At 66.6% G+C, this 23,113-nt stretch carries 21 protein-coding genes; 18 read left to right on the top strand and 3 right to left on the bottom strand.

The genetic code is table 11. The features are described from left to right. The first annotated feature begins 257 nt into the window (after window positions 1-257). From rsmD to LZ605_RS07475, 6 genes are all read left to right on the top strand, one after another. Complete coding sequence (gene rsmD / locus LZ605_RS07500; protein ID WP_249844330.1) at window positions 258-836, top strand: 16S rRNA (guanine(966)-N(2))-methyltransferase RsmD; 579 nt, start codon at window positions 258-260, stop codon at window positions 834-836. 26 nt (window positions 837-862) lie between these two features. Beyond that, entirely contained in the window at window positions 863-1,372 is a 510-nt protein-coding gene (gene coaD, locus LZ605_RS07495) for a pantetheine-phosphate adenylyltransferase (protein WP_107232765.1), read from the top strand. 59 nt (window positions 1,373-1,431) lie between these two features. Next, entirely contained in the window at window positions 1,432-1,923 is a 492-nt protein-coding gene (locus LZ605_RS07490) for a hypothetical protein (protein ID WP_107232764.1), read from the top strand. Between the two features lie 131 nt (window positions 1,924-2,054). Continuing rightward, complete coding sequence (locus LZ605_RS07485) at window positions 2,055-2,336, top strand: YfhL family 4Fe-4S dicluster ferredoxin (RefSeq protein WP_004153175.1); 282 nt, start codon at window positions 2,055-2,057, stop codon at window positions 2,334-2,336. Beyond that, entirely contained in the window at window positions 2,333-4,063 is a 1,731-nt protein-coding gene (gene ggt, locus LZ605_RS07480) for a gamma-glutamyltransferase (protein ID WP_249844329.1), read from the top strand. The genes LZ605_RS07485 and ggt overlap by 4 nt, the downstream gene beginning before the upstream one ends. A gap of 116 nt (window positions 4,064-4,179) precedes the next feature. After that, window positions 4,180-5,067 carry an MBL fold metallo-hydrolase gene (locus LZ605_RS07475; protein ID WP_249844328.1) on the top strand — a complete coding sequence of 296 codons (888 nt, stop codon included), beginning with the start codon at window positions 4,180-4,182 and terminating at the stop codon, window positions 5,065-5,067. Window positions 5,068-5,336: 269 nt separating this feature from the next. Here LZ605_RS07475 and LZ605_RS07470 read toward each other — a convergent pair whose 3' ends face one another. Continuing rightward, complete coding sequence (locus LZ605_RS07470) at window positions 5,337-5,630, bottom strand: PsiF family protein (RefSeq protein ID WP_249844327.1); 294 nt, start codon at window positions 5,628-5,630, stop codon at window positions 5,337-5,339. Window positions 5,631-5,651: 21 nt separating this feature from the next. Here LZ605_RS07470 and LZ605_RS07465 point away from each other — a divergent pair, with 21 nt between their 5' ends. Next, entirely contained in the window at window positions 5,652-6,113 is a 462-nt protein-coding gene (locus LZ605_RS07465) for an ArsR/SmtB family transcription factor (RefSeq protein ID WP_249844326.1), read from the top strand. Continuing rightward, a complete protein-coding gene (locus LZ605_RS07460) occupies window positions 6,094-6,573 on the top strand; it encodes an SRPBCC family protein (protein WP_249844325.1) in 480 nt (159 codons plus the stop codon). Before LZ605_RS07465 ends, LZ605_RS07460 begins: the two co-directional genes overlap by 20 nt. Before the next feature lie 109 nt (window positions 6,574-6,682). On the opposite strand, the gene upp is transcribed toward LZ605_RS07460, so the two are convergent. Then, window positions 6,683-7,315 carry a uracil phosphoribosyltransferase gene (gene upp / locus LZ605_RS07455; protein ID WP_107232758.1) on the bottom strand — a complete coding sequence of 211 codons (633 nt, stop codon included), beginning with the start codon at window positions 7,313-7,315 and terminating at the stop codon, window positions 6,683-6,685. Window positions 7,316-7,532: 217 nt separating this feature from the next. Here upp and LZ605_RS07450 point away from each other — a divergent pair, with 217 nt between their 5' ends. The 6 genes from LZ605_RS07450 to LZ605_RS07425 all read left to right on the top strand — a co-directional run bounded on the left by LZ605_RS07450 (window position 7,533) and on the right by LZ605_RS07425 (window position 15,489). Then, on the top strand, window positions 7,533-10,046 hold the full coding sequence (locus tag LZ605_RS07450) for a TonB-dependent receptor (protein WP_423172525.1): 2,514 nt from the start codon (window positions 7,533-7,535) through the stop codon (window positions 10,044-10,046). Further along, the gene (locus LZ605_RS07445) at window positions 10,046-11,161 is read left to right on the top strand and encodes a phytase (protein WP_249844323.1); all 1,116 of its coding nucleotides are present in this window, start codon (window positions 10,046-10,048) and stop codon (window positions 11,159-11,161) included. Before LZ605_RS07450 ends, LZ605_RS07445 begins: the two co-directional genes overlap by 1 nt. Further along, window positions 11,158-12,525, top strand: coding sequence for a purple acid phosphatase family protein (locus tag LZ605_RS07440; protein WP_249844322.1), 1,368 nt, complete (start codon window positions 11,158-11,160; stop codon window positions 12,523-12,525). The genes LZ605_RS07445 and LZ605_RS07440 overlap by 4 nt, the downstream gene beginning before the upstream one ends. Window positions 12,526-12,535: 10 nt before the next feature. Then, entirely contained in the window at window positions 12,536-13,150 is a 615-nt protein-coding gene (locus LZ605_RS07435) for an inorganic diphosphatase (RefSeq protein ID WP_249844321.1), read from the top strand. A gap of 88 nt (window positions 13,151-13,238) precedes the next feature. Next, a complete protein-coding gene (locus LZ605_RS07430; protein ID WP_249844880.1) occupies window positions 13,239-14,654 on the top strand; it encodes a cryptochrome/photolyase family protein in 1,416 nt (471 codons plus the stop codon). 139 nt (window positions 14,655-14,793) lie between these two features. Beyond that, window positions 14,794-15,489, top strand: coding sequence for an OmpA family lipoprotein (locus LZ605_RS07425; protein WP_010484399.1), 696 nt, complete (start codon window positions 14,794-14,796; stop codon window positions 15,487-15,489). An 846-nt stretch (window positions 15,490-16,335) separates the two neighbouring features. On the opposite strand, the gene LZ605_RS07420 is transcribed toward LZ605_RS07425, so the two are convergent. Beyond that, entirely contained in the window at window positions 16,336-17,367 is a 1,032-nt protein-coding gene (locus tag LZ605_RS07420; RefSeq protein ID WP_005416157.1) for a LysR family transcriptional regulator, read from the bottom strand. Between the two features lie 148 nt (window positions 17,368-17,515). Here LZ605_RS07420 and LZ605_RS07415 point away from each other — a divergent pair, with 148 nt between their 5' ends. The 4 genes from LZ605_RS07415 (at window position 17,516) to LZ605_RS07400 (ending at window position 23,108) form a co-directional block, all read left to right on the top strand. Further along, window positions 17,516-17,743 (top strand): hypothetical protein, encoded by a 228-nt coding sequence (locus tag LZ605_RS07415; RefSeq protein WP_107232752.1) that lies wholly within the window; start codon window positions 17,516-17,518, stop codon window positions 17,741-17,743. Further along, window positions 17,740-18,510, top strand: a complete 771-nt coding sequence (locus LZ605_RS07410) for an SDR family NAD(P)-dependent oxidoreductase (RefSeq protein ID WP_249844320.1) — start codon at window positions 17,740-17,742, stop codon at window positions 18,508-18,510. The genes LZ605_RS07415 and LZ605_RS07410 overlap by 4 nt, the downstream gene beginning before the upstream one ends. A gap of 91 nt (window positions 18,511-18,601) precedes the next feature. After that, complete coding sequence (locus LZ605_RS07405) at window positions 18,602-19,825, top strand: efflux RND transporter periplasmic adaptor subunit (RefSeq protein ID WP_249844319.1); 1,224 nt, start codon at window positions 18,602-18,604, stop codon at window positions 19,823-19,825. Window positions 19,826-19,937: 112 nt separating this feature from the next. Further along, a complete protein-coding gene (locus tag LZ605_RS07400; protein WP_249844318.1) occupies window positions 19,938-23,108 on the top strand; it encodes an efflux RND transporter permease subunit in 3,171 nt (1,056 codons plus the stop codon). The last annotated feature ends 5 nt before the right edge of the window (window positions 23,109-23,113 follow it).

The raw sequence follows: 23,113 nt of genomic DNA, 5'->3' as shown, positions 1-23,113 counted from the left end.
CTGCAGATCGCGGGAAACTGTCGAAGGCGGGGTGGGTCCGGTTGAGGGGGCGTGAGCCGCATGGATGCGGCGACCGAGCTTACATGGACGTACTTGCAGCGTCCCCCGCAACCGGACCCACCCCGCCAACCCACAGGGATCAAGCTTATGAAGTTGCTTCGGCTGTTGCTTCGGCTTCTGCGGGTTCCGGGCGCCGCCCGGACGACTACAATCCCCTCCATGCTGAAATTCTCGAATACCTTCCGCCGGAGGCGCCGATGAGTGGCCGTGGCGGCAATGAGGGCCAGGTCCGCATCATCGGCGGGCGCTGGCGCAACACCCGCCTGCCGGTGCCGACCCTGCCAGGCCTGCGGCCCAGCAGCGACCGCGTGCGCGAGACCCTGTTCAACTGGCTGATGCCCAAGCTGGGTGGGGCGCGCGTGCTGGATCTGTTCGCCGGCAGCGGCGCGCTGGGCCTGGAAGCGGTCTCGCGCGGCGCCGCCCATGCCACCCTGGTCGAGCGCGATGCGCAGTTGGGTCGCAATCTGTCTGCCGCCGTGGCCAAGCTGCAGGCGGCCGACCAGGTGGCCGTGGTCCAGGCCGATGCCCTGCGCTGGCTGCAAAGCGCGCCGGCGCAGCAGGCCGATCTGATGTTCATCGACCCCCCGTTCGCCGATGGCCTGTGGCAGGACGTGCTGGCCCAGCTGCCACGGCACCTGGCCGCCGACGCCTGGCTGTACCTGGAATCGCCGGCCGGCCACGTGCCGGTACTGCCGGCGGACTGGCTGCTGCACCGCGAGGGCGGCACCCGCGAGGTGCGCTTTGCCCTGTACCGCCGCGCCACTGCTACACTTTGACCTCATCTGAACATCTGCAACCGCCCATGACCGTGGCCAACCGCCGCATCGCCGTCTACCCCGGCACGTTCGATCCGATCACCAATGGTCATATCGACCTGGTCAGCCGGGCCGCACCGCTGTTTGAAAAGGTCGTGGTCGGCGTGGCGCAGAGCCCGTCCAAGGGGCCGGCCCTGCCGCTGGAGCAGCGCGTGCAGCTGGCTCGCGGTGCGCTGGGGCACCACAGCAACGTCGAGGTCATCGGCTTCGATACGCTGCTGGCTCATTTCGTACGTTCGGTCCAGGGCGGGGTGCTGCTGCGCGGCCTGCGCGCGGTGTCCGACTTCGAGTACGAGTTCCAGATGGCGAGCATGAACCGCCACCTGATCCCCGAGGTCGAGACCCTGTTCCTGACCCCGGCCGAACAGCACAGCTTCATTTCGTCCTCGCTGGTCCGCGAGATCGCGCGCCTGGGCGGCGACGTGTCCGGTTTCGTGCCGGCCGCGGTGCTCGAAGCCCTGCGCAAGGTCCGCGAAGCGAAGGCGGCACAGCAGTAAGTCCGCAGTACCTGCACCCCATTACGTACAACACCACGCACCATTCCGGGAGGAAACCCATGAACACCACCATGCGCGCGATGCTGATCGCTTCGTTGGCCCTGGCCTTCACCGCCTGCAAGAAGGAAGAGGCCGCTCCGGTCGACGAAGCCAAGCAGGCCCTGGTCGCTCCGTCCAAGGACGACGATGCAGGCTGGAAGAAGTACCTGCAGGAAGTGGCGATCCAGAACATGGGCAACATCACCAACAGCCCGTTCCTGTACTACCTCTCGCCGGAATCGGACCCGGACTTCCAGGCCAAGTACGAGCGCCAGACCGAGAGCGCGACCCAGGCCGTGGCCCGTGGCGTGCAGCCGGGCAACATGCTGGCCTTCGGTTCGTCGGCCTCGGGCAAGATGGCTGACATGATCCAGGCCGTGTTCAAGGACGTGTCGCCGGATTCGATGAAGGGCGTGCGCGTCGTCTTCATCGGCCAGTCGGCCGACAACGCCCGCGTGCAGGCTGCCGTGCAGCCGACCGGTGCCGAGTACATTTTCGTCGAAGCCAAGTAAGACCGAGCCATGGCGGCCATGCTCCGGCATGGCCCGGGCGGCGCTCCGCAAGGGCGCCGCTGATGACCTGACCGGCCCGCGCGCCCGCGCTGGCCGGTCCTTGTCCCAAGGCGCGGGCGAGGAGTATCGCCATGTCGCTGAAAATCAACGAGCTCTGCGTCAACTGCGACGTATGCGAGCCGGCCTGCCCGAACCAGGCCATTGCGATGGGTGAAACCATCTACGTGATCGACCCTGCGCGCTGCACCGAATGCGTGGGCCATTTCGACGAACCGCAGTGCGTGGTCGTCTGCCCGGTCGAGTGCATCGATCCGGACCCGGAGATCGTGGAAACCGAAGACCAGCTGCTGGCCAAGCTGCGCCAGCTGCAGCACGATCACCCCGAACTCTACGCGGAGCCCCCATCCGAATGAAGACGCTGATCGTCCGTCCCCTGTTGCTGCTCGGCCTGCTGTTGAGCCCGATGGCCTGGGCCGACAGCCCGGCCCGTGCCGAGCGCCCCGATGGCGCGGCCATTGCCAGCGGCCACGCGCTGGCCACCCAGGCCGGCATCGACATCCTGGCGCAGGGCGGAAACGCCTTCGATGCTGCGGTGGCGGTGTCGTCCACGCTGGCGGTGGTCGAGCCGATCAGCTCCGGCCTGGGCGGCGGCGGCTTCTTCCTGCTGCACGACGCGGCCACCGGCAAGGACGTGATGCTGGATGCGCGCGAGACCGCACCGGCGGCGGCCACGCCGCAGGCCTTCCTCGACAAGCAGGGCAACCTGGACCGCGACCGCTCGGTCAACGGTGCCTGGTCGGCCGGCATTCCGGGCCTTCCCGCAGCGCTGGTCGAACTGTCGGCCAAGCACGGCAAGTTGCCGCTGTCGGCGTCGCTGCAACCGGCGATCCGCATCGCCCGCGAAGGCTTCCCGGTCTACGACCGCATGGCCAAGGGCTATGCCTCGCGCCGCGAAGTGATGGAGCGTTATCCCGGCACGCGTGAGGTCTACCTGCGCAACGGCAAGCCGGTCGCTACCGGTGACCTGTTCAAGCAGCCGGAACTGGCACAGACGCTGGAGCGCCTGGCGGCCGGTGGCTTCGATGGTTTCTACAAGGGCCAGACCGGCAAGCTGCTGCTGGCCGGCGTGAAGCAGGCCGGTGGCAAATGGACGGCCGAGGAACTGGCCGGCTACCGGGTGAAGCAGCGCGAGCCGATCGTCTTCAACTACAACGGCTGGAAGATCACCACCGCGCCGCCGCCGTCGTCCGGTGGCATCGCGCTGGCCAGCATGCTGCAGATCCTGGAAGGCTGGGACATCAGGCAGATGGATCCGGCGCACCGTACCCATCTGGTGGTGGAGTCGATGCGTCGCGCCTACCGTGACCGCACCTTCTTCCTCGGCGATCCGGATTTCGTGCAGATCCCGCAGAAGGTACTGACCAGCAAGGACTACGCACAGGGCCTGCGCGCCACCATCCACCCGGAGAAGGCCACGCCCAGCGACCTGCTGTCGGGCAACCCGACGCCGCTGGAAGACGACGAGACTACGCACTTCTCGATCATCGACCGCGACGGCAACCGCGTCGGCGCCACCCAGACCGTCAATCTGCTGTACGGCTCGGGTCTGATTCCCAGGGGCACCGGCGTGCTGCTGAACAACGAAATGGACGACTTCGCATTGAAGCCGGGCACGCCCAATGCGTTCGGCGTAATGGGCTACGCGGCCAATGCACCGAAGCCGGGCAAGCGCATGCTCAGCTCGATGACGCCGACCTTCATGGAGAACGACGACAAGGTGATCGTGCTGGGCACCCCGGGTGGCAGTCGCATCATCACCATGGTGCTGCTGGGCATCCTCGGCTACGACGCCGGCCTGGATGCGCAGCAGGTGGCTGCGTTGCCGCGTTACCACCACCAGTGGTTGCCGGACCTGATCGAAGCCGAGGACGATGCGTTCGACGCGGCCACGGTGAAGCAGCTGCAGGCGATGGGCCACAGGATCGACCTGCCGGGCGACACTGCTGCCGGTGGCCGCGGTTCCAGCCACGTCTGGGGTAACCTGCAGACCGTGGAATGGGACCGCAAGGTGAACCGACTGTTCGGTGGCAGCGACCCGCGCAACCCGGTGGGCAGTGCCCAGGTCGTGCCGGCCCGCTGATGCGGCGATAGCGCCGGGCCACGCCCGGCGGACGCAAACCTGAGAACCCCGCCACGGCGGGGTTTTCTGTTTCCTTTCTAGCGATTATTTAACGGGGTGCCGCCGATAATTGCCCTATGAAACTATGGTCGATTCGTGGAAACTCGCAGCGCCTGGACGGCGGTGCGATGTTCGGCAACGCACCGCGTGCGCTGTGGGAAAAATGGGCGGCACCGGACGAGCTCAATCGTATCGAGCTGGCCTGTCGTGCGTTGCTTGCCAGCCCGCTGGAAGGCAAGACGGTGCTGTTCGAAACCGGCATCGGTGCATTCTTCGATCCGCGCATGCGCGAGCGCTACGGCGTGCAGGAAAGCCAGCATGTGCTGATCGATTCGCTGCGCGAGGCGGGTTTCGAACATGAGGATATCGATGTGGTGGTGCTCAGCCACCTGCACTTCGACCACGCCGGCGGCCTGCTGGCGGCATGGAGCGAAGGGCGTGAACCGGAACTGCTGTTCCCCAACGCGACTTTCATGGTCGGCGCGCAGCACTGGCAGCGTGCGCTGCAACCGCACCCGCGCGACCGCGCCAGTTTCATCCCCGAGCTGCCCGGCCTGTTGCAGGCCAGTGGTCGCCTGGAAGTGGTGGAAGGCGAGTATTCAAAGGCACTCGGCCGCAGCGTGCGCTTCAGTTACAGCGACGGCCACACGCCGGGCCTGATGCTGGCTGAGATCGTCGGCCATGCGCATGCGGGCGAGGGCGCGCATGGCGGCGTGGTGTTCTGCGCCGACCTGATCCCGGGCCGCTCATGGGTGCATGTACCGATCACCATGGGCTACGACCGCAACGCCGAACTGCTGATCGACGAGAAGCGGCAGTTCCTTGAGGACAAGCTGGCGCGCAACGTGCATCTGTTCTTCACCCACGACCCGCAGGTGGCGCTTGCGCAGCTGGGGCGCGATGACAAGGGTCGATTCGTGACCCTGCATGAGCAGGGTGAACTGAAGGCGCGCGCGCTGGGGTGAGGGGTGTTGTCGGCAGGGCTTGCAGCCCTGCACCTGCTCGACGGCAACGTCAACGTCATAAGCGGGCTATCCGTGGGGTGGCGGGGCGGTGTCGGATTGCGGGGACGCCGCAGGTACGTCCCTGTAGGCTTGGCAGCCGCATCCATGCCGCTGACACCCCGCAATCCGACACCGCCCGCCTCTGACAGATGGCTGCGATCTGTCGGGGTCGGATCCCGTTGCTGCGCAACGGGCTCTGCCCCCATTCGATTGAATTGGGCGAGCGATCGCTACGACGCCTTCAGGCAGCTGCTCATGAAGGTCTTGCGCGCATCACCTGCCAGCTTCTTGGCGCCGGCGTCGGCATTGCACTTGCGCATGCGTTCCTGCGGGGTGGTCGCTGCCTTGCTTTCGGCGGCATGGCCACTGAGGCAGGCGCTCTGCGCGGTCTTGTAGGCGTCACCCTTCAAGCCCTTGTTCTTGGCCGAGCAGTCGGCCATGCGCTGCTGCTGCGGGGTGGTGGCATTGGCGGCCAGCGGCAGGCCGACCAGCAGGACGGCGGCCAGCAGGAAAGAGGCTTTCATCGGGAGCTCCAGGGGTGGCGGGTGCGCGGAGCATTCGCTTCCGGCCTGCAAGGCCATGTGAAGAATGCGCCCCGGGCCAAGAGCGCTTGCACCGGTGTTCAGATCGGCGTATTACTTAGCCAAATGGGTAAGTATGATCCTGACATCCAGGCGGTCTTCCAGGCGCTGGCCGACCCGACGCGCTGCGCGATCGTCGCCACGCTGGGGCAGGGGCCGCGCACCGTGTCGATGCTGGCCGAGCCGTTCGAGATGGCCTTGCCCTCGCTGATGAAGCATCTGGCCGTGCTGGAACGCAGTGGCGTGGTGCGCAGCCACAAGCAGGGGCGCATACGCACCTGCGAACTGGTGCCGGAACGGTTGGGCCAGGCTGAGCAATGGCTGGCCGCGCAGCGCGCCATGTGGGAAGCACGCGCCGAGCGCATGGTCGAATTTGTCGAAACCCTTCACCGACAGGAGCAGGCCCATGGCCGCAGACGCAGGTAACAACCCCGAGACCGATCTGGTCATCAGCCGCGTACTGAATGCACCGCGTGCCGCGCTGTGGCGGGCGTGGACCGACCCGGAGCTGCTGCGCCAGTGGTGGTGCCCGCAGCCGTGGACCACCGAAGTACGCGCGTTCGACCTGCGCCCGGGCGGGGCCTTCCACACCTTCATGCAGGGCCCCGACGGCGGCAGCAGTGACAACCCGGGCAGCTTCCTGGAGATCGTTCCGAAGCAGCGGCTGGTGTTCACCTCGATGCTGGGCGCGGGCTGGCGGCCGCAGTCACCGTGGCTGGGCTTCACCGCCATCATCACGATGGATGACGAGGACGCGGGCTGTCGATACACGGCGCGGGTAATGCACCCGGACAAGGCGCTGCGTGACCAGCATGAGCAGTTGGGGTTCTTCGACGGTTGGAACACCGCCATCGACCAGCTCGAAGCATTCGCGGCCGGTCTGTAGTGCGGCGTCTGGGGTCAGAGCCCTCTCCTGTGGAGACGGATCCGACCCCGCATCTAGTGGGGTCAGATCCCTTTCGGCACGAAAGGGCTCTGCCCCCTGATTCACCGGATCAACCAACGCGGGTACCGAAGATTCGGTCGCCGGCATCGCCCAGACCCGGCAGGATGTAGCCCTTCTCGTTGAGCTGGGCGTCGATGGCCGCGGTGTAGATCTCCACGTCCGGGTGCACGGCCTTGACCGCCTCGATGCCCTCCGGCGCGGCCACCAGGAAGATGCCCTTGATGCGGCGGGCGCCGGCGCGCTTGAGCATGTCGATGGTGGCGATCAGGGTGCCGCCGGTGGCCAGCATCGGATCCAGGATCAGCGCGTCGCGCTCTTCCAGGCGGCCGGTCAGGCGCTCGAAGTAGGGCACCGGCTGCAGGGTTTCCTCATCGCGCTGCAGGCCGACCACACTGACGCGCGCGGCCGGGATCAGCGACAGCACGCCGCTGAGCATGCCCAGGCCAGCACGCAGGATCGGCACCACGGTGATCTTGGCACCGGCGATGCGCTGCACGGTGACCGGGCCGGCCCAGCCGGGCAGGGTGTGCGGCTCGGTGTCCAGGTCGGCGGTGGCCTCGTAGGCCAGCAGGGTGCCCAGCTCGTTGGCCAGTTCGCGGAAATCCTTGGTGCTGAGCGCGGCGTTGCGCATCAGGCCGATCTTGTGCTGCACCAGCGGGTGGCGCACTTCGACGATCTTCATGGTCGGGAAGGGGAATCAGGAGAGAGACCACCATTTTGCCGGATTGCCGGGCCCAACCCCAAACCGGGCGCGCCAGCGTCGTACATGAAATGTGCAGACGCATGTCATGGCCATGCAACCTTGCGGACATACCGTGCAGACCCATTCTTAACAGGAATGGGGATTCCCAGTGCATATCAAGACTCCGTTGGCCGTTGCCATCACCCTGACACTGGCGATGGGGGCCGCGGCACCGCTGCAGGCTGCCGGGCAGCAGGCGGTCGCCGCCACCGGTGCCGTGGCCGCTGATGCGGTGGATCTGGACCGCATCGAAGTGCGCGCCCAGCTCGAATCGCAGATCCGCGCGGTCGACCTCAAGCGCAGCAGTGACGCGATCGAAGACGCGGTGTCCTCCGATGCGCTGGGCCAGTACCCGGACAAGAACGTTGCCGAGTCGCTGCAGCGGCTGCCCGGCATCAGCGTGACCCGCGACCAGGGCGAAGGCCGCTTCGTGGTCATCCGTGGCCTGGATGCCAATCTCAACAGCGTCAGCGTGGACGGCATCGCGGTGGGTACGCCGGAGGACTCCAGCCGCGCCGCACCGCTGGACGTCATCCCGTCCGATTCCACCGAACGCCTGCGCGTGGTGAAGTCGCCGACCCCGGACATGGCCGGCGACGCCATCGGCGGCGCGGTGCTGGTCGAGTCGGCCTCGGCGTTCGACCGCGACGGGCGCAGCCTGCGTGGCAAGATCGAAGGCAGCCACCAGCAGCTGTCCGGCGAGACCAGCCCGAAGGCGGCCTTCAACTACAGCGAAGTGTTCAACGACACCTTCGGCGTGGCGCTGGGCGTGAACTACCAGAAGCGGAAGTTCGAGTCGGACAACACCGAAGTGGAGTACGACGGCGAGGATGACGCCGCACCCGGTGACGTCACCGCGATCAACCTGCAGCACCGCAAGTACGAGATCGAGCGCAAGCGCATCGGCGCCAACCTCAACCTCGACTGGCGCCCGGACGAAGACAGCAGGTACTACCTGCGCACGCTGTACAGCCAGTTCGACGATGCCGAAACCCGCCAGCGCGTGATCTTCAACTTCGACGACGCCAAGATGGTCAACACCGGCACCGACCAGTACCGCCTGGACGGCATGCCGAAGGATTCGATCGACAAGCGCATGCGCTACCGCACCAAGAAGGAGAACACCTTCGCGGCCAGCCTGGGCGGCGAGAACAAGCTGAGCAACGCCGTGGTCGATTACCGGGTCGGCTACACCCGTACCGAAGAGCGCGTCAACGACGAGATGGAGGCGCGCTTCAAGCTCAACGGCAAGGCCTTCAATGGCACGCTGGACCAGCGCAGCCGCCTGCCCAGCTACAGTTTCGACAACCCGCAGTGGCTGGACAACGGCAACTACGCCTTCGACCGTTTCGTGCTTTCGCCCAAGCAGGTCAATGACAAGGAGCACAGCGCGCAGGTCAACGTGCGCTTCGACGGTGACAGCGGCAGCATCAAGATGGGCCTGCTGGGCCGCTGGCGCGACCGCGACGTCAATGTCGACGAGAGCGAGCTGCGCGTCGGCCCGAAGGTTGCGCTGTCGAGCTGGAGCACCTCGTCGCCGGAGTACCGCCACGGCACCCTGGGTGACGGCATGGATTCGGCGGCGATGCGCGCGTTCTGGGCGGCCAATGGCAGCCAGTACAGTGCGCGGCCGCAGGACGTTGGTGGCAATGCGATGACCTCTCTGGAAGAAGACTACACGGCCAGCGAGGACATCTTCGCCAGCTATGTGATGGGCACCTGGGACATCGGCGCGCTGCGCATCATCGGCGGCGTGCGGGTGGAGAACACCCAGTTCAAGGCGACGGGCAACCAGGTCGACGTGGCGGCCAACGGCCGCAGCTTCACCGTCACCCCGCGCGTGGCCAACAGCAGCTACACCAACGTGCTGCCGGGCCTGCACCTGCGCTATGACGCCGCGGACGACTGGGTGCTGCGTGCCTCGGCCAACAAGACCGTGGCGCGCCCCTCGTTCGGCGATATCTCGCCGCGCGTGGGCTACAGCCGCGGTGACGAGGAAGTGCGCCTGGGCAATCCGGAGCTGGATCCGTACGAATCGAAGAACATCGACCTGTCGGTGGAGAAGTACATCGGCAGCAGCGGCATCGTCTCGCTGGGCCTGTTCCACAAGTCGATCGACGGCTACATCGTGCAGACCGTGCGTACCAACGACCCGGCCTACGGTGGTTACGACGTGACCCAGCCGATCAACGGCCGCAAGGCCACCGTGCGCGGTGCGGAATTCAACTGGCAGCAGCAGCTGGCGTTCCTGCCGGCCGGCCTGGACGGGCTGCTGGTCGGTGCCAGTGGCACCTGGCTGGACACCGAGTTCGACGCGGGGATCGAGGATCGTGCCGGTGAGGACTTCACCCTGCCGCGCGCGTCCAAGCACGTCTACAGTGCGCACATCGGCTACGAGAAGTATGGTCTGAGCACGCGGTTGGCGGCGGTGTACCGCAGTGAGTACCTCGATAGTATCGGCAAGGGCCGCGCCTTCGACATCTATGTCGCACCCAATACCCAGCTCGACTTCTCGCTGGACTACAAGTTCACCCCGCGCGTGAGCATGTACTTCGAAGCGCAGAACCTGCTGGACAAGCCGCTTGAGCTGTACCAGGGCACGCGCTCGCGCACCCTGCAGATGGAAGAGTATGGCCGCACCTACGCGCTGGGCCTGAAGGTGGCACTGTGATGGCGCGTCGCATCACCCTGCTGGCTTCCGCACTGGCCGCGACCCTGGTGGCTGGCTGCACGCCGGCCACCGGCAACGATCCGTCCGTGGCCACGCCCGAGGCAAAGGCCGCAGCCGAGCGTGCGGTGACCACCATCGCCGAGGCGTTCCTTTCGCCGATGACGCCGGCCGACAACATCGATTCCCCTGCTGCCTGGCGCGCACCTGACGGAACGCTGTGGTTGATTGCCACTGCCAAGGCCACCGACAAGCTGGTGGTCTACGACGGCAGCACCGGCCAGCACCTGCGCGACGTCGGCAGCAGCGGCGCCGCGCCCGGGCAGTTCGACCGCCCAAACGGGATTGCGGTGACCGACGACCTGCTGTGGATCGTGGAGCGCGACAATCACCGCGTACAGGTGCTGGGCCTGCCGGACTTCACCCCGCTGGCGACGTTCGCTGCCGAGGACCTGCGCAAGCCGTACGGGCTGTGGGTCGACCGCCGTGCCGATGGCTACAGCGTCTACGTCACCGACTCCTGGGACAACGGCGAGGATGCACAGGGGCGTGACATCCTGCCGCCGCTGGCGGAGCTGGACAAGCGCGTGCGCCAGTACCACGTGACCCGCGACGGTGCGAAGGTCGAGGCAACGCTCGTCGCCAGCATCGGTGACACCAGCGAAGCCGGTGCGCTGCGCGTGGTCGAATCGATCTGGGGCGACCCGGACAACGGTCGCCTGTTGATCGCCGAAGAGGACGAGCGCTACGCCAGCGAATTCAAGGTCTACACCCTGGCCGGGCGTTTCACCGGCACCACCTTCGGCCGCGATGTGTTCAAGGCGCAGGCCGAAGGCGTGACCCTGCGCACCTGCGGCAAGGATGGGTGGTGGATCACCACCGAACAGGGCAAGCAGCGCAGCGTGTTCCACCTGTTTGATCGCCACACGTTGAAGCCAGTGGGCGCCTTCCAGGGCAATACCGTGGCCAACACCGATGGCATCTGGCTGATGCAGCAGCCCAGCGCGCGCTTCCCGCATGGTGCGCTGTACGCAGTGCATGATGACCAGGGCGTGGTGGCGTTCGATTGGGAGAGCATTGCCAAGCAGCTGGCGCTGCCGTTGGAGTGTGGCGCATGAGCCGGCCCTGGGTGATGCGCGCGCGGGTGTTGGGCCTGCTGTTGGCCGTGCCGTCGCTGTCGTTCGCGGCGGCCGAACCGAATACGCAGGTGCCGGTGGGCAGTCGCCATTACGCAGCGACAGCGCTGCCGGACCGTATCGTAGCCTCGCCCGCAGCCGATCCCGGTCACGGTTTCGCCGTGGCCTGGCGCACCGATGGCAGTGTGCAGGCGCCGTTGCTGGAAATCGCCCTGGCCGCTGATTCACCGGCCATCGAGGGCATCCGCCAGATCCGCGCGACGACCCGTGCGCTGCAGACCGAGAACGGCTCGTCACACCATCATCGTGCCGACGTCGATGGGCTGCAGCCGGACACCCTGTACGTCTACCGCGTGCAGGGCAACGGCAGCTGGAGTGCCTGGAACCAGCTGCGCACGCTGGCCAGCGCCGAGCAGCCGCTGACCCTGCTGTACTTCGGCGACACCCAGAACAAGAACCTCAGCCATGTCAGCCGCGTGGTGCGCGCCGCGCAGAAGGCGGCGCCGGACGCGCGCGTGAGCTTGTTCGCAGGCGATCTGGTCAGTGGCGGCGACAACATGGACGACAGCGAGTGGGGCGAGTGGTTCGCCGCCACCGGCTGGTTGGCGCAGGAAACGCTGGTGGCGCCGGCGATCGGCAACCACGAATACTTCGAGGAGTTCGAGGACACCCCGCAGGAGCGTCGGGTGCTGGGCCGGCACTGGCCGGTGACGTTCGCGCTGCCGGGCAATGGTGCCGCCGCCGCCCAGCAGACCAGCTACTGGTTCGACGCGCAGGCGGCGCGCGTGGTGGTGCTTGACGGTACTTCGGCACTGGATCTGGGCACGGCCAAGGCGCAGGCGCAGTGGCTGGACAAGGTGCTGACGGCAAACCCGCAGCCGTGGACCCTCGTGCTGCTGCACCAGCCGTTCTATTCGCCCCGCGAGGGGCGCGAGAATGCCGCGCTGCGAGATGTGCTGCTGCCGGTGGTGCGTCGCCACAAGGTGGATCTGGTGCTGCAGGGCCACGATCACACCTACGGACGCCGTGGCGAAGGGCAGGCAGCGACGCCGCAGTACGTGGTGACCGTGGCCGGCCCGAAGCAGTACCGCCTTTCCGATGAAGCGCGCAGGACGATGGATCCGGTGGCCGAGGATACCCAGCTGTTCCAGGTGCTGCGCATCGACCCACAGCGCCTGCGCTACGAAGCGCGTACGGTGACAGGACGCCTGTACGACAGCTTTGAACTGCGTCGCGATGCCCAGGGCAGCAAGCAGCGTACCGAGCTGACCGAAGGGCGCATCGCACCACGCGACTGCCCGCGTGCGCGGACCGCCAAGGGTCGCGCTGACCGTTGCTGGGAATGAGGAGATCCGGATGAACGCTGCACGCCGTCTTGTCCCCATGGCTGCCATCGGCGGCGCCCTGCTGCTGCTCGCGACAGCGGTGACCGCCGCGGATGCTGTGCTGCACCCGTTGCTGGTGGCGCAGCCGAAGCAGGCGCCGCAGGAGGTGAATCTGGCCGTGGAGATTCCTGCGGGCAGCTTCACCAAGTACGAGATCAAGGAAGACGGCCTGGTGCATGTGGACCGCTTCCAGTCGATGCCGGTCGCCTATCCGGCCAACTACGGCTCGATGCCGCGGACGTTGGCAGGCGACAACGATCCGCTGGACGCGCTGGTGCTGACCCGCGAGCCGCTGCATCCGGGCGTGATCGTGCGCTTCCGCCCGATCGGCTACCTGAAGATGATCGACGGCGGCGAGCACGATGAGAAGATCATCGGCCTGCCCACCGACAAGGTGGATCCGAGCTACGCCGGCATTCGCGATCTGGACGATCTGCCGGAGATCGAGCGGCAACGCATCGAGGCGTTCTTCCGGGTCTACAAGGACCTGCCGGCCGGGCGCAATCCGGTGCAGCTCAACGGCTGGGGCAACGCCGCCGAGGCGCGCGCGCTGATCAGCGAGGCGATGCAGCGCTTCAACCAGTAGATCCACGCGATGCGTGGATGTTGCGCCCACGCATCGCCTTCACCGCCGCCGGCTATCATGTGCGCCTTCCAGAACGAAGGCGGTGTCTGTGTCGGTAGCGTTGCTATGGTTCCGCCGTGATCTGCGGCTGCAGGATAATCCGGCCCTGCAGGCCGCGTTGGATGCCGGTCACGACGTGGTACCGGTCTACCTGCACGCACCGCATGAGGAAGGCGAGTGGGCACCGGGTGCGGCCTCCGATGCGTGGCGCCACCGTTCGCTGGCGGCGCTGGATGCCGACCTGCGCACGCGTGGCTCTTCGCTGGTGCTGCGCAGCGGTGACAGCCTGCCAACGCTGCAGGCGCTGATCGGGCAGACCGGCGCTGAAGCGGTGTACTGGAACCGCAAGTACGAACCTGCCACGCAGCCACGCGATGCCACCATCAAGCGCACGCTGCGCGAGCAGGGTGTCGATGCGCAGAGCTGCAATGGCAGCCTGCTGTTCGAGCCCTGGGACATTGCCACCCAGCAGGGCCAGCCGTACAAGGTGTTCACCCCGTACTGGCGCAATGTGCTCAGCCATTGGCGCCTGCCCGCGCTGCAGGCCGCGCCGGAGACGCTGCCGGTACATTCGGTCGACAGCCTCGCGCTGGACGAGTTGCAGCTTGCGCCGACGCTGGACTGGGACACCGGTTTCTGGGAGCACTGGCAGCCGGGCGAGACCGGGGCGCTGGAAGCGCTGTCCGTGTTCGAGGACGGCGCCCTGCGCGGCTACCGGGAGCAGCGTGACCTGCCGGACCGGGTCGGGACCTCGCGAATGTCGCCGCACCTGCATTTCGGCGAGATTGCGCCGTGGCGCATCGCCCACGCGCTGGAGGGGCTGCGCAGCGCCGGTACCGACGCCGACATCGATGGTTACCTGCGCCAGCTGGGCTGGCGCGACTTCGCCTATCACCTGCTGCACCACTTCCCGAAGACGCCCACCGACAATCTCAATCCGCGCTTCGATCGCTTTCCCTGGGCGGACCCCAGCGCCGCGCAGCTGCGCGACTGGCAGCGCGGCCACACCGGCGTGCCGATCGTCGATGCCGGTCTGCGCGAGCTGTGGCACACCGGCTACATGCACAACCGGGTGCGGATGATCGTCGCCAGCTACCTGTGCAAGCACCTGCGCGCGCACTGGCTGCACGGCGCGCGCTGGTTCTGGGACACCCTGGTCGATGCCGACCTGGCCAACAACACGATGGGCTGGCAGTGGGTGGCGGGAACCGGTGCCGATGCCGCGCCGTACTTCCGTGTGTTCAACCCCGTGACCCAGGCCGAGAAGTTCGATCCACAGGCGCGCTACATCAGCCACTGGGTACCCGAACTGGCCGCGCTGCCGGTGAAGGCGCGGTTTGCGCCCTGGCAGCATCCGCAATTGCTGGCCGCGCATGCGCCGGGCTATCCGCGCACGCCGCTGGTGGACCTGGCCGCCGGACGCGATGCCGCGTTGGCGGCCTACCGCCAGTCGGGGGCAGGGTAAAGTGCTGGCTGAGCGAGCCAGTCAGTTAGCTGAACGCGCCCCTGTCGAGGGCATGGATCATCATTCCGGCATCGCATCGGGCTGTTTATTCTCTTTGCGCCCGCAGGCCGCCGGCCGACCGGAAACCAAGGAGAACCTCATGATCCGTAACACCACCCGCAACGTCGCACTGGCCCTGATGAGTGCGGCCGTCCTGTCGGCCTGCGCCACCGGCGGCTCCTACGTACAGAGTGACCAGTACGGCAACCCGACCGAGCAGCAGAACCGCACCGGCCGCAACGCCCTGATCGGTACCGCCATTGGTGTGGCCGCTGGTCTGCTGACCGGCGACAGCGCCACCGAGCGTCGTCAGCATGCGCTGATCGGTGCCGGTATCGGCGCACTCAGCGGCGCCGCCGTTGGCCAGTACCAGGATCGCCAGGAACGCGCGCTGCGTGAGCGCACTGCCAACACCGGCATCGATGTGCAGCGCCAGGGCGACAACATCATGCTGAACCTGCCCGACGGCATCACCTTCGACTTCGGCAAGTCGACCCTGAAGCCGCAGTTCTACGGTTCGCTCAATGGCGTTGCCGGTACCCTGCGCGACTACAACCAGACCATGATCGAAGTGGTCGGCCATACCGACAGCATCGGCAGCGACGCGGTCAACAACCGCCTGTCGAAGGAACGTGCCGACTCGGTGGCGCAGTACCTGATCGGCCAGGGCGTGCAGAGCGTGCGCATTGAAACCCTGGGCGCCGGCAAGTCCTACCCGATTGCCGACAACAGCACCGATGCCGGCCGCGCCAAGAACCGCCGCGTCGAGATCCGTGTGATTCCGCTCAAGCAATAACGCATGGCGTTATTGCGGTTCCGGCGCAGCCGGAACGAAAATGCCGCCCTTGCAGGCGGCATTTTTGTAGGTGCCGAGCTTGCTCGGCACGCCGATGGCGTTGCCGGTCGCGGCTTCTCCCAACGGTGCCTACCAAGGTCGGCATCTACCGGAAGCCGGGCGCACGCGGAACGAAAATGCCGCCCTTGCAAGCGGCATTTTTGTAGGTGCCGAGCTTGCTCGGCACGCCGATAGCGCTCCCGTTCGCGGCTTCTCCCAACGGTGCCGACCAAGGTCGGCATCTACCGGAAGCCGGGCGCACGCGGAACGAAAATGCCGCCCTTGCAAGCGGCATTTTTGTAGGTGCCGAGCTTGCTCGGCACGCCGATAGCGCTCCCGTTCGCGGCTTCTCCCAACGGCGCCGACCAAGGTCGGCATCTACCGGAAGCCGGGCGCACGCGGAACGAAAATGCCGCCCTTGCAGGCGGCATTTTTGTAGGTGCCGAGCTTGCTCGGCACGCCGATGGCGTTGCCGGTCGCGGCTTCTCCCAACGGTGCCGACCAAGGTCGGCATCTACCGGAAGCCGGGCGCACGCGGAACGAAAATGCCGCCCTTGCAAGCGGCATTTTTGTAGGTGCCGAGCTTGCTCGGCACGCCGATAGCGCTCCCGTTCGCGGCTTCTCCCAACGGCGCCGACCAAGGTCGGCATCTACCGGAAGCCGGGCGCACGCGGAACGAAAATGCCGCCCTTGCAGGCGGCATTTTTGTAGGTGCCGAGCGTTGCTCGGAACACCGATAGCGCCCGTAGAGTCGAGCTCGACCCTACGGAATGCCGGCAGATCCACGCCATGCGTGGATGCTTCCGGTCATGCCGCCGAAGCGGCCACCTTCTCCAGGATGCGCTTGCCGCTGCTTTCCAGCGCGGCATCTTCCTGCGCCTTCTGCTGCTGTGCCAGCTTCGCGCCGGGGCACTGCGCCAGCATGTAGTTGGCATCGAAGTTGAGCTTCTCGACCAGGAAGTCGACAAACGCACGCACCTTCGGCGAGACCAGGCGGCCACCGGCGAACACCGCGTTGAAATCCACTTCCGGCCCGGTCCAGCCGGCCAGCACGCGGCGCACCATGCCCGACTCGACGAACGGCTTGGCCATCACGTCACCGGTCAACAGCAGGCCTTCGCCACACACCAGCGCACCGTTCAGCGCAGACATGTCGTTGGCGGTCATCAGCGGGGTGACCGGGAAGTCGCGCAGCTCGCCGCCGTTCTCGCCGAGCTGCCAGGTGAAGCGCGGCGAGTTGCCGGTGTGGTAGGGCTTGCGCATCGCCAGGATGCGGTGGAACTGCAGCTCCTCCGGATGCAGCGGCTCGCCGTAGCGTTCGATGTAGGCCGGGCTGGCGAACACCTGCGTGCGCAGGCTGCCCAGCTTGCGCGCCACCAGGTTGGAATCGGGCAGGGCACCCACACGCAGCGCAAGGTCGGCTTCACCTGCAATCAGGTCCAGCTTCTCGTTGCCCATATGCATGTCCAGCCGGATCTCCGGGTACTGCGCGTGGAACTGGCCCAGCAGCGGGGCGATCCAGGTGATGCCGATCGAATAGGGCACGGTGAAGCGCAGCCAGCCACGCGGACCGGACTGCAGCTGGCTCACCGCGCTCTCGGCTTCTTCCAGCTCGCGGGCGATGCGCTGGCAATGTTCGTGGTAGATCGAACCGGCTTCGGTCAGGCCGAGGCGGCGCGTGGTCCGGTGCAGCAGGCGCGCGCCCAGGCGTGTTTCCAGTTCCTGCACTTTGCGGCTGACCGTAGTCTTGGGCAGGCCGAGCGATTTGGCAGCGGCAATGAAGCTGCCTTGCTCAACCACTTTGACGAAGATCAGCGTCTCGTTGAGATCGTGGGACATGGTCGGGGGATCCTGGACGTCGGGGATGGGACAATCGTGACAGAACGATTGGACCGGGAGCGGGATGATTATTCCCCTTAATCAGGACTAATCAAGTAAAGGTTTGAGGTCTATCGTGGCGCCATTCGTTAATTGGAGCCCGTCCGCCATGAGCCTGCGCAACATTCTTGCCCGACTCCGGAACGCCGGCCAGAACACCCTGGACCTGGCGATGACCGTCGAAGCCCGTCCGAGTTCCTTGGTACACAAGGACTTTCGTGAGTTTACCGCGCCCATGCGTCAGCAGCGTGGCGGTGTCATCCGGCTGATCCCCCATGGGGGTGACCGGCTGCGTCGAATTGGGACTATCCCGGATTTGGGAGGAAATGTCCCGTGAATGGGATGCTGACGCCCGAAGTCCTGGTCCTGGGCGGTACCGGCGCCGTCGGCCAGGGCGTGGTCGGTGCGCTGCTGGAAGCGGGCAGCCCAGTGCTGGTGGTGGGCCGCGATCCGGGCCGGCTGGCCGCGCTGCACGAGCAGTTCGCCGATGAGCCGGGGCTGGAGACGGTGTTGGGTTCGCTCAGCGACGACGGCTCGGCGCGCGCGCTGGCCGAGCGCATCGCGCAGCGCCCGCGCCCGCTGGCAGCGGTGATCGCGGCCATGGGTGGCCCGTATCGCCGCGGCCGCGTGATTGATCGCAATGGCGATGAACTGCTCGGCGCGATGCAGGCCGATCTGATGCCGCACGTGCATGCGGTGCGTCACCTGCTGCCGCTGCTGCAGGACAACGTGCACGCGCGCCGCTACGTGATGATCGGCAGCCCGGCGGCGGTCAAGCCGTGGGCGGGCTACGGCGAAAGCTCGATCACCGCGGCGGCGATGCGCATGTACGCGCAGGTGGTGCACCAGGAGGCACAGGCACTGGGCGTACGCGCGCAGATGCTGGAAGTCTGCAGCCCGGTCTGTACCCCGGCCAATGCCGCCAATGCCTGCATCGAGTGGCCCAGCTCGCTGCTGGTCGGCCGTCGCGTGGTTTCGCTGCTGGATGGTTGCCGTGACAACCGCGCGATCGTGCGCTGTGACAGCAGCGACGCCGAACTGCCACGCGGCCTGCTGCACCTGGAGATTCCTCCCTTGTGGCGCGATACCGCCGGCGTCGCTTGACCTCGACCAAGGTTGAGGTCGCAGTATTCGCCGCCGCTTTTTGCAACACGTTTTCCCATTGCTGTACCACCCCTCCGTACGGATGCATGCCATGACTTCCCCCAATACCACCCCACATCGTTTCGGCCATCGCATCGCGATGGTTGGCGTGTCGATCCTCGCCGCAGCCGTGCTGGCAGCGTGCAGCGGCGGCCATGCCGAAGAAGCCGGTGCGCCGCCGCCGCCGCAGGTCAGCGCCGCGCCGGTGCTGGTCAAGCAGGTCAGCCAGTGGGACGAGTTCAGCGGCCGCGTCGAAGCGGTACAGAGCGTTGAACTGCGTCCGCGCGTGTCCGGCTACATCGACAAGGTCAACTATGTCGAAGGCCAGGAAGTGAAGAAGGGCGAAGTGCTCTTCACCATCGACGCGCGCAGCTACCAGGCCGAGTACGATCGCGCCGCCGCCGAACTGGCCCGCGCCCGCACCCAGGCCACGCTGGCCCGCAGCGAATCCGAGCGTGCCAAGCGGCTGTCCGAGCAGCAGGCGATCTCCACCGAGACCGCCGAGCAGCGTCGCGCCGCCGCCGACCAGTCCGGTGCCGCCGTGCAGGCGGCGCAGGCCGCGCTGGATGCGGCGCGCCTCAACCTGGAGTTCACCAAGGTGCGTGCACCGATCGACGGCCGTGCCGGCCGCGCGATGGTCACCGCCGGCAACCTGGTCACCGCCGGCGACAGCGCCAGCGTGCTGACCACGCTGGTCTCGCTGGATACCGTGTTCGTCTACTTCGATGCCGACGAAAGCACCTTCCTGCGCTATGCCCAGATGGCACGCAAGGGCGAGCGCCCGAGCGAGCGTGACAGCCAGCTGCCGGTGAAGGTCGGCCTGTCCGGTGAAGAAGGCTACCCGCATGCGGGCAAGGTCGACTTCCTCGACAACCAGGTCGCGCGCAGCACAGGCACCATCCGCGTCCGCGCGCTGCTGGACAACGCCGACCGCCAGTTCACGCCGGGCCTGTTCGCCCGCGTGCAGCTGCTCGGCAGCGGCCAGTTCCAGGCTCTGCTGATCGACGACAAGGCGGTGCTGACCGACCAGGACCGCAAGTACGTCTACGTGGTCGACAAGGATGGCAAAGCGCAGCGCCGTGACATCCAGCTCGGCCGCACCGCCGACGGACTGCGCATTGTCGAGCACGGCCTGGCAGCCGGTGACAAGGTGATCATCGACGGCGTGCAGAAGGTCTTCATGCCGGGCATGCCGGTGCAGGCCAAGGCGGTGGCGATGCAGCCACAGCCGGCGCCGGCACCGGGCCGCGATGCCACCGCTGCCCTGAAGCACTGATCCACGTCTCCGCTTAGCTGCCGGCGCCAGCGGCAGCCTTCCCTGCCTTCGTCATCTCGGCGAGGGGCGGGGCGGCTGTTGCCCGCCGAACGCCTTTCCCAGGAATTCCTCCATGGACTTTTCCCGTTTCTTCATCGACAGGCCGATCTTCGCGGCGGTGCTGTCGATCGTGATCTTCGCCGCAGGCCTGATCACGATTCCGATCCTGCCGATCAGCGAGTACCCGGAAGTGGTGCCGCCGTCGGTGGTCGTGCGCACGGTGTATCCGGGCGCCAACCCCAAGGTCATCGCCGAGACCGTTGCCACGCCGCTTGAAGAGGCCATCAACGGCGTCGAAGGCATGATGTACCTGAAGTCGGTGGCCGGTTCCGATGGCGTGCTGCAGATGACCGTGACCTTCCGCCCGGGCACCGACCCGGACGCGGCGGCGGTGAAGGTGCAGAACCGCGTGGCGCAGGCGCAGGCGCGCCTGCCCGAGGACGTGCGCCGGCAGGGCGTGACCACGCAGAAGCAGTCGCCGACCTTCCTGATGGTGGTGCACCTGACCTCGCCGCAAGGCAAGTACGACACCCTGTACCTGCGCAACTACGCGCGACTGCACGTCAAGGATGCGCTGGCGCGTATCCCCGGCGTCGGTGACGCGCAGATCTTCGGTGGTGGCGACTACGCCATGCGCGCCTGGCTGGACCCGGACAAGGTGGCCTCGCGTGGCTTGACCGCCAGCGACGTGGTGCGCGCCATGCGCGAGCAGAACGTGCAGGTGTCGGCCGGCCAGCTCGGCGCCGAACCGTTGCCGAACAGCCAGTTCCTGACCCTGATCAATGCCCAGGGCCGCCTGAAGACCGAAAAGGAATTCGGCGACATCGTGCTCAAGAGCGGCACCGATGGCGAGATCGTGCGCCTGGCCGACGTGGCCCGCCTGGAACTGGGTGCCGGCGACTACACCCTGCGCTCGCAGCTGGACGGCAAGAACGCGGTGGGTATCGGTGTCTTCCAGTCGCCCGGTGCCAACGCGCTGGAAATCCGCGACCAGGTCATCTCGACGATGGACGAGATGCAGAAGACCATGCCGGCCGATGTGAAGTACGAAGCGGTGTATGACACCACCATCTTCGTGCGCGATTCGATCAAGGCCGTGGTCTCCACGCTGCTGGAAGCCATCGCGCTGGTGGTGCTGGTGGTGATCCTGTTCCTGCAGACCTGGCGTGCTTCGATCATCCCGCTCATCGCGGTGCCGGTGTCGGTGGTGGGTACCTTCGCTGCGCTGTACCTGCTGGGCTTCTCGATCAACACGCTGAGCCTGTTCGGACTGGTGCTGGCGATCGGTATCGTGGTCGATGACGCGATCGTGGTGGTGGAGAACGTCGAGCGCAACATCGAAGAAGGCCTGTCGCCCACCGCGGCGGCACACCAGGCCATGCGTGAAGTGTCCGGCCCGATCGTGGCGATCGCACTGGTGCTGTGTGCTGTGTTCGTGCCGATGGCCTTCCTGTCCGGTGTCACCGGCCAGTTCTACAAGCAGTTCGCGGTCACCATCGCCATCTCTACGGTGATCTCGGCGATCAACTCGCTGACCCTGTCGCCGGCCCTGGCCGCGCGTCTGCTGAAGGCCCATGGCGCCCCGAAGGACGGCCCGAGCCGCCTGATCGACCGCCTGTTCGGCTGGGTGTTCCGTCCGTTCAACCGCTTCTTCAAGTCCAGTTCGGAGAAGTACGAGCTTGGCGTGGCTCGCATCCTTGGCCGTCGCGGCGCGGTGTTCGTGGTCTACGCGATCCTGCTGGTCGGTACCGGTGTGATCTTCAAGCTGGTGCCGCCGGGCTTCATCCCGACCCAGGACAAGCTGTACCTGATTGCCGGTGTGAAGCTGCCGGAAGGCTCGTCGATCGCGCGCACCGATGAAATGCTGCGCAAGGTCGCCAAGATCGCCCAGGAAACCGACGGCGTGGCCCACACCATTTCGTTCCCGGGCCTGAACGCGCTGCAGTTCACCAATACGCCGAACACCGGTGTGGCGTTCATTCCGCTCAAGCCGTTCGCCGAGCGTCATGGCCGTACCGCTGCGCAGATCAATGCCGAGATCAACCAGAAGATCGCCGGGCTGCAGGAAGGCTTCGCCTTCGCGATGATGCCGCCGCCGATCCTCGGCCTGGGCAACGGCAACGGCTACCAGATGTTCATCGAGGACCGTGGCAACCTGGGCTACGGCGCGCTCCAGAACGCCGTGCAGGCGATGCAGGGCACCGTCGCGCAGACCCCGGGCATGGCCTTCCCGATTTCCAGCTACCAGGCCAACGTGCCGCAGCTGGATGCCGAGGTGGACCGCGTGAAGGCGAAGGCACAGGGCGTGCAGCTCACCGAGCTGTTCGACACGCTGCAGACCTACCTGGGTTCGGCCTACGTCAACGACTTCAACCAGTTCGGCCGTACCTGGCAGGTGATCGCGCAGGCCGACGGTCCGTTCCGCGAGACGGTCGAGGACATCGGCAAGCTGCGTACCCGCAACGACCGCGGCGAAATGGTGCCGATCGGTTCGATGGTCACCATCAAGCAGACCTTCGGCCCGGACCCGGTGCTGCGCTTCAACGGTTACCCGGCTGCGGATCTGGCCGGTGAAGCCGACCCGCGCCTGCTGTCCTCGGCCGAAGCGATGAACAAGCTGACCGAGATCGCCGGCAAGGTGCTGCCGGTGGGCATGACCACCGAATGGACCGACCTGAGCTACCAGCAGGCCACCCAGGGCAAGGCCGCCTTCATCGTGTTCCCGGTGGCGATCATGCTGGCCTTCCTGGTGCTGGCTGCGCTGTACGAGAGCTGGTCGCTGCCGCTGGCGGTGATCCTGATCGTGCCGATGACCCTGCTGTCCGCGCTGTTCGGTGTGTGGCTGACCGGTGGCGACAACAACGTGTTCGTGCAGGTCGGTCTGGTGGTGCTGATGGGCCTGGCGTGCAAGAACGCGATCCTGATCGTCGAGTTCGCCAGAGAGCTGGAGATGGGCGGCAAGGGCATCGTCGAAGCCGCGCTGGAAGCCTGCCGCCTGCGTCTGCGCCCGATCGTGATGACCTCCATCGCGTTCATCGCCGGCACCGTGCCGCTGGTGCTGTCGCACGGTGCAGGCGCCGAAGTGCGCTCGGTGACCGGTATCACCGTGTTCGCCGGCATGCTGGGCGTGACCCTGTTCGGCCTGTTCCTCACCCCGGTGTTCTACGTGGCCCTGCGCAAGTTCGTCACCCGCAACGGCGGTGGCCAGCTGGTGCAGCACGGCGAGCCGACCATCCACCACTGACATGG

Origin of the sequence: Stenotrophomonas maltophilia, from assembly GCF_023518235.1 — a bacterium.
GTDB lineage: Bacteria > Pseudomonadota > Gammaproteobacteria > Xanthomonadales > Xanthomonadaceae > Stenotrophomonas.
This window is presented reverse-complemented; position numbering and strand designations above follow the sequence as displayed.